Below are 10,798 nucleotides of genomic sequence, written 5' to 3' on the forward strand. Positions count from 1 at the left end.
TTCTTTAAAAAACCCACCTTCGGGGTGCTTGCTCATATCAAGGTATTTTATGATTTCATCAGCGTTGTTCATGGTTATCTCCTGAATTGTATTAATGTACTTTAAGCCCTTGTTTTAGTGGATATTGAATTTTGACCCGATTCGAATTCGAAGACCTGTTATTCGAATTCAGAGTTTCAATCCTTGTTTTAGTGGATATTGAATTTTGACTCCAACACAAGACACCGCTTCAAGAGGAATATTTTTGTTTCAATCCTTGTTTTAGTGGATATTGAATTTTGACTTCCAACACAAGACACCGCTTCAAGAGGAATATTTTTGTTTCAATCCTTGTTTTAGTGGATATTGAATTTTGACTAAGAGCAGCAGTCGAAAAGAAAAGCCTGTCAAAGGTTTCAATCCTTGTTTTAGTGGATATTGAATTTTGACCAGTATCATACTCATGCATTGAGACTTCATTCATAGTTTCAATCCTTGTTTTAGTGGATATTGAATTTTGACACCACATGGACAGAGGGAGATACTCACGGCGGAGATATGTTTCAATCCTTGTTTTAGTGGATATTGAATTTTGACACTCTTCCTTCTTTGTATTACCTAGAATATATTTGTTTCAATCCTTGTTTTAGTGGATATTGAATTTTGACCATTGGGTGAGGCAATCAACCAATTGGATGATAAGTAGTTTCAATCCTTGTTTTAGTGGATATTGAATTTTGACTCGATGTTATCAGAGAGTATGAAAAACAAGAGGAAATGTTTCAATCCTTGTTTTAGTGGATATTGAATTTTGACCCATTTTATTCACCTATTCCATATTCGATATGCTGATTTGTTTCAATCCTTGTTTTAGTGGATATTGAATTTTGACAACCTATATACATTTGTATAAGTCCGGCGAGATTAGTTTCAATCCTTGTTTTAGTGGATATTGAATTTTGACTGATTTGGGGCTGTGAGAGCGTCTGTGTGGCGTTGTTTCAATCCTTGTTTTAGTGGATATTGAATTTTGACTCTAATTTCATCTCTGTCCAGAACCATATATTTATGTTTCAATCCTTGTTTTAGTGGATATTGAATTTTGACCGCTGCATTCACGGCTAGCCCCGTCAAACCAATCCAGTTTCAATCCTTGTTTTAGTGGATATTGAATTTTGACTTATCCTTTATTGTTAGTATCAAATCGAATAAAATATGTTTCAATCCTTGTTTTAGTGGATATTGAATTTTGACTCCATGATACATGTACATAGATGTAGACTACATCAAAGTTTCAATCCTTGTTTTAGTGGATATTGAATTTTGACCATTCGTAATACTGGATTGATGACTACATAGCATGACAGTTTCAATCCTTGTTTTAGTGGATATTGAATTTTGACTGAGAAGAAGTTTACCTATAAAAAGAAAGGTAAAAGGTTTCAATCCTTGTTTTAGTGGATATTGAATTTTGACGCATGTCTAAGACAGATATCAGTAAAGCAATTGCAGACGCGTTTCAATCCTTGTTTTAGTGGATATTGAATTTTGACAACCCACAATTTAATCCATCAGTTGGTAATACTAAGTTTCAATCCTTGTTTTAGTGGATATTGAATTTTGACAGGTGAACCATACCTAAAAGCAGATTATAGAAAATATCGTTTCAATCCTTGTTTTAGTGGATATTGAATTTTGACAATCATGTACCTAACATCTACCTACATCATGATAACATGTTTCAATCCTTGTTTTAGTGGATATTGAATTTTGACTAACGGAAGCGTTGATGAGAGATGTTCATGTACCAAGTTTCAATCCTTGTTTTAGTGGATATTGAATTTTGACAGCAGATGGAAATGTATTTGTGTATTGAGGTGATGAAGTTTCAATCCTTGTTTTAGTGGATATTGAATTTTGACATGCCATATGGAACTGTATTGCTGGTGAACGATAAGTTTCAATCCTTGTTTTAGTGGATATTGAATTTTGACCAGCAATGTCAGTATAAGTGAAAAGAAGGCCGCAAGTTTCAATCCTTGTTTTAGTGGATATTGAATTTTGACTTGATTTGTTGCAATTGGTACTAATGTACCATTAGTGGTTTCAATCCTTGTTTTAGTGGATATTGAATTTTGACACAGGTTGTGTGAACATGGCAAGGACTACATTGTTGTTTCAATCCTTGTTTTAGTGGATATTGAATTTTGACGTAAGAGAACTACTCAGTGAACTAAAAGAAAACAAGTTTCAATCCTTGTTTTAGTGGATATTGAATTTTGACGAATCTACGATTGAACCAAACGAAATCTACATCGAGTTTCAATCCTTGTTTTAGTGGATATTGAATTTTGACTGGTTTTAATCATGAATGGAATTAAAGAACATGGAATGTTTCAATCCTTGTTTTAGTGGATATTGAATTTTGACACTTACTAAGTTATCATGAATCAATTAATGCATTGATGTTTCAATCCTTGTTTTAGTGGATATTGAATTTTGACTGAACAAATGGCAACAGAAATTAGAGTAGGTATGGGGTTTCAATCCTTGTTTTAGTGGATATTGAATTTTGACATTTACCTCCTTTTTTCACCCAGGTTCCATCTCTGCTTCTCGTTGTTTTAGCATCCTCTCCTCTGGGTGTGTCAGCTTTAGCATGACCAGGGTTAGAGTGAATGAAAGTTGCATCCTGGATCGTTCCTTTTTTGATTTCCAAACCAAGAGCATTGAGCTGTCTCTGCATCTCATTCCATATTTGCTTCTCTTTCCCATTATCAATAATTCTCTTTCTGAATGACCAGACAGTTGTATTGTCTGGTACATATTCAGGAAATCCTAGGAATTTTCTAAATGATATTCTGTCAATACATTGTCTTTCAAGTTCTGGATCAGATAAACCATGCCATTGCTGCAGAACAAGCATTTTGAACATCACAATAACATCAGCTTCAGGTCTGCCGCCTGAAGCTGTTCTATTCTTATACATCGATTCTAAGATTGGTCGAAAAGGTTTCCAATCGATCAATGATTCAATTTCAGCAAGTCTGTCACCAACCAATTGAAGACGTTTATATTCTTCATTAAGAGCAAAATCAGTTAAATCGTCCATAATACTTAATTTATTTATATATTATTTATATTTTAGTATAATGTTGACTGAGTTTATCGAAATCCTCTATATTCAACAACTCTTTCGTCAGCTCATAACTGTGTTCTGTGCATACAGGAGTGGACTCGTCCGCACATTCCTTATATGCAAATCCTGATAGCTCATAAAGCACTTTGTTCAGGTTCCTGCCTTTACTGGTCAGGTGATATTCTATGGTTACCGGTGTCTTGGACACAATGATCTTTTCAATTAACCCGTCCTGCTCCAGCTGACGCAATTTAGTAGACAGTACCTTACTGCTAAGCTTTGGATTGCTTTTTAAGAATTCATTGAATTGCTTTTTCCCACAGAACATATCCCTGATGATGTTGAGCGTCCATTTCTTGCTTATTAGTCTTATTGCTATGTCTATAGGACTGCGTTCCAGGTTTCCCATAATTTCTCACCAGGTTGCCAAATGGTTAGATTAAGTATTTATATGTTCTCATGATATGTGGTGATGTGAAAATAAGGAACGGTAGAAATGTACCATGTATAAAATATCATACAACGCATTTCTGCGAAGTTCTGATTGAGGAGATAATATGACAAAGATAGTAAATAGTCTTGTAGGCGAAGCATTAGTTGGTGAAGGACCGGAAGTTGCACACATCGATCTTGTTATCGGTACAAAGGGAAGTGCTGTTGAGAATGCATTCATGAATGCACTTGCAAACCCACAGCAGGGTCATTCCCCACTGCTTGCAGTCCTTGAACCAAACGTTATGCCAAAACCAGCAACACTTCTGGTGAACAAGGTTACCATCAAGAACGTAACCCAGGCTTCCCTGATGTTCGGCCCTGCACAGGCAGCTATTGCAAAAGCTGTAATGGACAGTGTAGCTGACGGCGTTATTCCAAAAGAAGAAGCAGAGAACCTTCTTGTCATTGTTTCAGTATTCCTCGAATGGGATGCAACAGACAAGGAAAAGATCTACGAGTTCAACTACGAAGCAACAAAGCTTGCAATAAAGCGCGCTATCGACGGAACACCAACAGTTGATGAGGCACTTGCAAAGAAGGACTCTGCAGAGCACCCATTTGCTTAAAAAAGACTTCCTGCGAGCAAAATCGCAGGATGCTTATATTTTTAAATTCAATCAACAAATCAATTTTCTAATTAGTAATTAAGGAGCTATCATGAAAATTAACAATCAAATTTCTTATGGAATTTATGCCAGATTGGTTTTTTATGTAGTGATATTTGCGCTTTCAGGGTACGTTATATCCTATAGCGGATTGCTTAATGGTTCTTTAATAACCAATGATGTTTGGTATTGGTTTTTTAGTTCAGTAGCGCAGAGTTTTGTAGCAATAGTTAGTGTTCTGGTGGTTGTTTATACTTTCAATAAAGATAATATCAAGTATTCACATCAAAAAAATTATCTTGAAACAGTTTTTTCATTTTCAATGTTGGTTGGATTTTTCATAATCTTTTTCTCGCTTATGTTAATTCCTTTTGCATCGATTCCATTTGGCAATACTTACAACATAACAATAAAATTGATTATAATCCATGGATTTTTAGGTCTATGTTTTTTTGATTTAATCTATACATTAAAATTAATTCACAGTCTTTGTACAACTTCTCAAGAAACAGAATGCCTTACAGAAACAAATGAGAATTTTTCTGATGAAATTATATCTGATGAGTAAGAGTTTTGATTCATTCAGCCCCTCCCCAACTCTTCTAACCTCTCCCTTACATGAGCATGAGAGCAAACGACTGCCACTTCTTGCCTCCGCTTCATATAATGCAACGTACCCTTAGAGAACCCCATCTTCTTCCATTTGGAACCATTAATGATGGAGCAGTTGGTACACGTGGAACACTTGCTTGATGTACACTGGTAAAAAAGTGAAATTCAAGGTATTAATACACAATCTTGACAGTATGTTAAGATTGTATATTTTGTATTATTGAAAATTTCTACAAAGCCAAAAATAGAAAAAATTAAGAAATCCCTTCGGATCATAGGCCATCTTTCGTATGGTTTTCCTGATACTCGGAAATATATTTGGATACAAGCTTCCTCTTAGCGTTTCAATCCTTGTTTTAGTGGATATTGAATTTTGACATACGTTCCAGTATGTTTATTTCCTGGTTAATGGAATGTTTCAATCCTTGTTTTAGTGGATATTGAATTTTGACCAGCAACCGCAACTATGCGATAAAAGGGTTGATGTTTCAATCCTTGTTTTAGTGGATATTGAATTTTGACTTAGACCATGCTTAAGACTAACCTTAGACCATAAATCGTTTCAATCCTTGTTTTAGTGGATATTGAATTTTGACGGCGTCCTGGTCCTGGGCTTTAACCAGGACATAAAGTTTCAATCCTTGTTTTAGTGGATATTGAATTTTGACCTAAGAACAAATTAAGCCCCGGATATTCAGAATTTTGTTTCAATCCTTGTTTTAGTGGATATTGAATTTTGACCCTTTTAAGCAATGAGTGGTAACTATGTATGCATTGAAGTTTCAATCCTTGTTTTAGTGGATATTGAATTTTGACCGCACTAATTTAAAAACGCTATCGGCAGGTACTGTTGTTTCAATCCTTGTTTTAGTGGATATTGAATTTTGACATTATGGTGCATGTGCTGTGCATGTGTATCATGAGTCGTTTCAATCCTTGTTTTAGTGGATATTGAATTTTGACTAGCATAGAATTTTAAGTTAATTTTAACGATCCATGTTTCAATCCTTGTTTTAGTGGATATTGAATTTTGACACTAACGCACTTAAAACCGCTTCTTCTTCTATTGAGTTTCAATCCTTGTTTTAGTGGATATTGAATTTTGACAAAAAAGACGGAGTGAAACGTATACATATGATCAAGTTTCAATCCTTGTTTTAGTGGATATTGAATTTTGACCTTATGTCCTTGTCCTCAAACTCGGGGAAATCGTTGTTTCAATCCTTGTTTTAGTGGATATTGAATTTTGACAGCACAAATTTCACCCTCTTTTGTCCAAAAGAAGCCCTAATATCCCTCCTTTTCAAGTATCTCAATTCTTGAACCATTTCTATCAGATCCCTTATAAATACAAGAATTATACGCAAATATTTCTATAACAACAATCAATGCATTTGGATTTATACTTTGTTGCCTTTGGATATACTCCCTTTTCTATTATATCAATTGTCTTTTTGGCAACTTTTATAGCCTCATCCACATCCTCAGGTTCAATTTTAATAGACTTGACCATATTATTACTTCGTGTATAACAAATATAAGCTCTATTGACTTCTACATCATAATTCTCAGAAATCATCAATGCCTGCAAATAAAGCTGATATTTATGAGTCATATAAATTTTGTCTTTATATTCTGCAAACTTATATTCAAGAGGAGCAGCGGTCCCGTCTTCGAGAAACAATACTTCATCAACAATTCCTTTAATGTGATTTACTTTTGAGGCAACAAAAACATTTCTTTCTTTAGATATACAGCCAAGTTTCTTTCTCATATAAGATGTATTGGTAATTCGACGTATTTCATGTACATCTCTTCCTCTTAAAACTTTAAACCGCTTTTCTTCATGCTGCGGGATACCAAGGCAATAAATAAAATAAATAAAACGGGGACAGAAAAGATATTCAATCACATCAGAAATTGTAATTATGACACTACTATCTCTCATTGTACCCCAAATATTTCTTCTTAAAAGAAAGTAGTTAAAACTTCGTCACTCACCAGATTTTTATCAAAAGCCTGCCCCAGCAATTTAACTTTTTTGAATGACTGGTCATCCATTGGAAAAATATATACAGAATCTACATCTTCATCAATTTCTTCTTCACACTCGATTGCAAGAGAATCTCTTTCATTTGCGTTCAATTCCCCCAGGAAAACACTTTTTTGAACCCTGTAGAGTCCATAATTCTTACACGCATCACTCACATGTTTTCTGCAGGTATTATCTGATATATCATATACCACCCAGGCAAGCATAAAATTCCTCACTTAATCAAACTATTAGCAATTTTATGACAGTCATATTGCATGGTGTTTTTCAATTTAATATTTCTGCCATTATAGGATATTTTCTTTTCCATTGTTTCATTGAAAACCTGCAAAAGGACAGCTTTTCCCTCTTTATTTAAAGTAAGACCGTTTGGAATAGAATCAAACATTTCATCATTGACTTTCCTTTTTGAAAATAAGTTCACTACTGTCCTGTCCGCATGTATTCTGTACAGTTCAATAAGATCAAAAACAAGGGATTTCTTATTGTAATTGTCAGTATGCAAAAAACCCACATATGGATCAAGGCCCGATATAATACAGGCTTTTTCAACCATTGAATAAAGGACGCCATACCCATAGTTGAGCAGGCAATTAAATCCATCAACTGCAGGGTTGCGACTTCTGCCGCTAAATTGCCATTTATCAGGCATTATTAGATTGATAGCTTCAAAATAGTTTCTGGAAGCCATTCCTTCAATTCCCATGATGGTTCCCCTTACTTCTTCAAGATCGCCTTTGACTTCCTGAAGCTGGGACTTCAGGTTTTCAATATTATCTACATATTCCTGTAAGTCAGCTTTCAATTCAGGCCTGTTTTTCTTAAGATCTTTGAGAAAATCTACCTGATTATTGATTTTTTCGTTAACCCATCCTTTTGCCATTCTGGCACCCTTTGTATTATCCGAATATTCAAGCTGGCGCCTTCTTATTAAAACAGTACTTCCGAGTTTTGAATGCCATACTCTGCCATAAGGGTAACCAAAATGGTCCAGAAAAATGATATCGATATTGTTTTCCACAGCGAATTTGATTGCATCGGTGCTTATTGTAGCTGCCGTGGTAATCATTATACTTTCAACTTTACCGGCGGCTACTTCGAATTTTTTATCATCGTTTTTAACAAGAAAACAGTTCTTGCTTTTTTTCAGGTAGGAGCCGTAACTGTTGATTACAATTTGTATTTCATCATCCCCTCATTGTTTTTCAATCGAACCATAGCCTCTGGATACGGATTTCCCTACTCCTAAGTAATCAGGAATATCAAAATTTGCTTTGAATCCTCCTTTGAAAGCAATCATACTTTTTCCTTTAAAATTAACTTTGATCGGTATTACATTTAATTTTATGCGGATTTCGTCATTCACCCAACAATCAAGGCTTTTTGCCATTGAAAGTAAGTTGCCAATTAAAATTTTAGATAATAGGGAATCCTTTGCTAGTTCGTCTGCATTTCTATATTTTTCACTGTTATTTTGATTTAAAGCAAGCCAGGGTGTCTTGAAAATATATTTATGTATATCGTTGCATGTTCCAAATGAGGCCGAATTTGTGTTAATTTCTGCTCTCTCCAAACAAAATCGTGTATTTTCAATATTAATCTCTTCTGTACATATTCCCACGTCTAATATCAAATTAGCACCATCAGCAACACCTACCAGAGTAGGAATACCTTCGATTACTTTATACTGCACAACCGGGTACCTATAAATTGGCCCTGTATCGGTGTGATTATGCATACGGTCCTCTGAAGAATATGTCTTAGCAAAAAACCCTCGAATTTTGGCTCCGTCTCGCATACGAAGGCGGACATCAGGATATTGTACACATGTATAGTTTATATGCAAGTTTACTCCTCAAAAAATTTCAATTTGTGAGTTATCTAAAATGATACCTCTTTCTTCAGAATATAGTTGAGTTGAATCGCAATTCTTCGGGAGATATTCTACATCAAAGCCTTTTATTTCTTGAAGACTATCATGTAACGAAGAATAGGTTTTATTATTGATTGATATTTTATATTGGTTCAAACGCCTAAATAAATTTTTGATTTCGAAGTTATATTCCCATTGTGTTTTATTTTCTTTCCAGTTATTGTGCAAATGAACTAGACTATTAATTATACTAGAACATGTGGAATCAGCTTCAATTATAACATCATGCTTTGGAATATCTTTGTTATCAATAAGCTCGAATGAATTCCTTAATTTCTTAAAATCAAGAACTTGTATATGCTTGGATATTTCTGTCGATATGTCATGGCTCACTTTTTTCATTATATTTTGAGCATATTTCTCATTTAATGAATAGATGTCCTTTTCTTCAACTATATTCTTATCTTTAAGGATGTCTTGTGTAATATCTATCAAAAATGGGGGATAAATATAGTTGTGATAATAATATCCGGTATTTTCATCTTTCAGTCTATATAAATGAACTTCACTTGGTTCTTCACTCTTTCCATTTCTATTAGCACGCCCTGAGGTTTGATTTATAGAATCAAGTGGACAAAAATCCCGATATATAACATCCATATCAATGTCTACACCGGCTTCAATTAATTGTGTCGACACAACTACTAAATTTTCTTCACTTCTTTTAATAAAATCGATTTTTTCAAGTCTGGCCTTTGGGTAAATTTCGGTGGACAAATAAACACACTGTCTGTCTGTATTTTCCTGTAGTAGTTCAAATATATCCTTTGAAGTTTTGATTGTGTTCAAAACAATTAAAAAACTCTTATCTGGTCTTTTTTCAATATCTTCAAGCAATAAATCCCCAAAATTATCCAGAGAAGAACTTTCAGATAAATGATTGCATATTTTTATTCGATTTAAATCTTCAAAATATGTTTTTTTATTTGGTACAAGTTCATGGCTATCAATTAGTATTGGCATTGTAGCAGTAACAAAAATAAATTTTACATTGTATTCACTGGCCAATTTATTGAAAAATTGCCTTATTATTGGATAATATTTTTCGTCTACTTCTTGTATTTCATCAAGAATAATTATGGAATTAACTATTCTATGGAAACGATGGCCTATCGAATGGTTGCCAATCTTAAATATAGTATTGAATAGTTGCACGAATGTAGTGGTTACTATTTTACTTTGCCAGTTATCAAAGCAAAATCTGGCATCATAGTTCTCATAATATTTATCTTCGGATTCATATTTTATTTCTGAAAGTGAATGGTACTTTAAGATTTCCGTATCTTTTGGTTCTGAATTTTGATTATATTTAACTATGTTAGCCAGTTCTCTGTAATTTTGATCTATGATACTTAAGAACGGAAGGGTATAAACGATATCAGGAGCATATCCATATTTTTTCTCAAGTTTGTTTGCCATGTAAAGAGCTGAATAATAAGCAAGGAAAGTTTTACCTGAACCAGTAGGGATATTTATGGAAAAAAAACTTTCAGATTTCAGATCAATTGATTGAAGCTCTTTTTTCAGTTCATCAAATATTTGTTCACGTATATTGAATATGTGTGATTTTTCAAGAAGGGGATTTTTTGACAACAATTCTTCACGTACATGATTTTTATATTTCTCAACGGCAAAACTTGGTTTTTGAGATGGTAAATCCGGCGTTTCGTCTATGAGCTGCATTTTGTCTGCCGTTAAAAGTAATGAGTAAAAATAGCTGAATTCTAAAATGTAGTCAATCGTATAACCATTATTTGTCCGCTTTTCTTGACTCCAATTTTTCCTAATTTGACGGATGTTGCCTCGATTAGCAAACTTCAAGAAATCATCTAATTTCATATCATAGATGCGTTCCAGTTCACATTGACTATTTTCTTTTATATCTGCAACCCGACTTTGACAGTCAAAAGTAATAATAGTGTTCTTAGCTTTGCTGTATTCGGTAAAAATGCAATCAAAACTAAGAACGTATGAGATTATTC

General features: G+C 34.0%; 8 protein-coding genes, 1 pseudogene and 2 CRISPR repeat arrays. Of the genes and pseudogenes, 2 read left to right on the forward strand and 7 right to left on the reverse strand.

Features of this window, described 5'->3' with window-relative positions:
• Positions 1–99 precede the first annotated feature (99 nt).
• Positions 100–2,556: direct repeats of the CRISPR family, unit length 37 nt; unit sequence GTTTCAATCCTTGTTTTAGTGGATATTGAATTTTGAC.
• A 1-nt stretch (position 2,557) separates the two neighbouring features.
• A pseudogene (locus CP947_RS10020) lies at positions 2,558–3,091 on the reverse strand (transposase); the annotation flags it as partial.
• Positions 3,092–3,116: 25 nt separating this feature from the next.
• Positions 3,117–3,527, reverse strand: coding sequence for a winged helix-turn-helix transcriptional regulator (locus CP947_RS10025; RefSeq protein ID WP_096713051.1), 411 nt, complete (start codon positions 3,525–3,527; stop codon positions 3,117–3,119).
• Between the two features lie 148 nt (positions 3,528–3,675).
• On the opposite strand from CP947_RS10025, the gene fae reads away from it, so the two are divergent.
• Positions 3,676–4,179: a formaldehyde-activating enzyme gene (gene fae, locus CP947_RS10030; protein WP_096713052.1), complete on the forward strand. Its 504-nt coding sequence runs from the start codon at positions 3,676–3,678 to the stop codon at positions 4,177–4,179.
• A gap of 91 nt (positions 4,180–4,270) precedes the next feature.
• Positions 4,271–4,786 (forward strand): hypothetical protein, encoded by a 516-nt coding sequence (locus CP947_RS10035; RefSeq protein ID WP_096713053.1) that lies wholly within the window; start codon positions 4,271–4,273, stop codon positions 4,784–4,786.
• Positions 4,787–5,171: 385 nt separating this feature from the next.
• A CRISPR array of direct repeats spans positions 5,172–6,081; the repeat unit is 37 nt; unit sequence GTTTCAATCCTTGTTTTAGTGGATATTGAATTTTGAC.
• A gap of 106 nt (positions 6,082–6,187) precedes the next feature.
• On the opposite strand, the gene cas4 is transcribed toward CP947_RS10035, so the two are convergent.
• From cas4 to cas3, 5 genes are all read right to left on the reverse strand, one after another.
• The gene (gene cas4 / locus CP947_RS10040; RefSeq protein ID WP_096713054.1) at positions 6,188–6,778 is read right to left on the reverse strand and encodes a CRISPR-associated protein Cas4; all 591 of its coding nucleotides are present in this window, start codon (positions 6,776–6,778) and stop codon (positions 6,188–6,190) included.
• A 20-nt stretch (positions 6,779–6,798) separates the two neighbouring features.
• Complete coding sequence (cas2, locus tag CP947_RS10045) at positions 6,799–7,089, reverse strand: CRISPR-associated endonuclease Cas2 (RefSeq protein WP_096713055.1); 291 nt, start codon at positions 7,087–7,089, stop codon at positions 6,799–6,801.
• Positions 7,090–7,097: 8 nt separating this feature from the next.
• Positions 7,098–8,066 carry a CRISPR-associated endonuclease Cas1 gene (cas1, locus tag CP947_RS10050; RefSeq protein WP_096713056.1) on the reverse strand — a complete coding sequence of 323 codons (969 nt, stop codon included), beginning with the start codon at positions 8,064–8,066 and terminating at the stop codon, positions 7,098–7,100.
• A gap of 12 nt (positions 8,067–8,078) precedes the next feature.
• Complete coding sequence (locus CP947_RS10055) at positions 8,079–8,729, reverse strand: CRISPR-associated endonuclease Cas6 (RefSeq protein WP_096713057.1); 651 nt, start codon at positions 8,727–8,729, stop codon at positions 8,079–8,081.
• Positions 8,730–8,738: 9 nt separating this feature from the next.
• The coding region (cas3, locus tag CP947_RS10060; RefSeq protein WP_216358487.1) for a CRISPR-associated helicase Cas3' at positions 8,739–10,798 on the reverse strand (2,060 nt) is incomplete at its 5' end.

The sequence above is a fragment of the Methanohalophilus euhalobius genome (assembly GCF_900215215.1).
Taxonomy (GTDB): Archaea; Halobacteriota; Methanosarcinia; order Methanosarcinales; family Methanosarcinaceae; genus Methanohalophilus; species Methanohalophilus euhalobius.

Coding starts and splice junctions, on each gene's coding strand:
- fae (WP_096713052.1), top strand. CDS start 3,676: ATGACAAAGATAGTAAATAGTCTTGTAGGCGAAGCATTAGTTGGTGAA.
- CP947_RS10035 (WP_096713053.1), top strand. CDS start 4,271: ATGAAAATTAACAATCAAATTTCTTATGGAATTTATGCCAGATTGGTT.
- cas2 (WP_096713055.1), bottom strand. CDS start 7,089: ATGCTTGCCTGGGTGGTATATGATATATCAGATAATACCTGCAGAAAA.
- cas4 (WP_096713054.1), bottom strand. CDS start 6,778: ATGAGAGATAGTAGTGTCATAATTACAATTTCTGATGTGATTGAATAT.
- CP947_RS10025 (WP_096713051.1), bottom strand. CDS start 3,527: ATGGGAAACCTGGAACGCAGTCCTATAGACATAGCAATAAGACTAATA.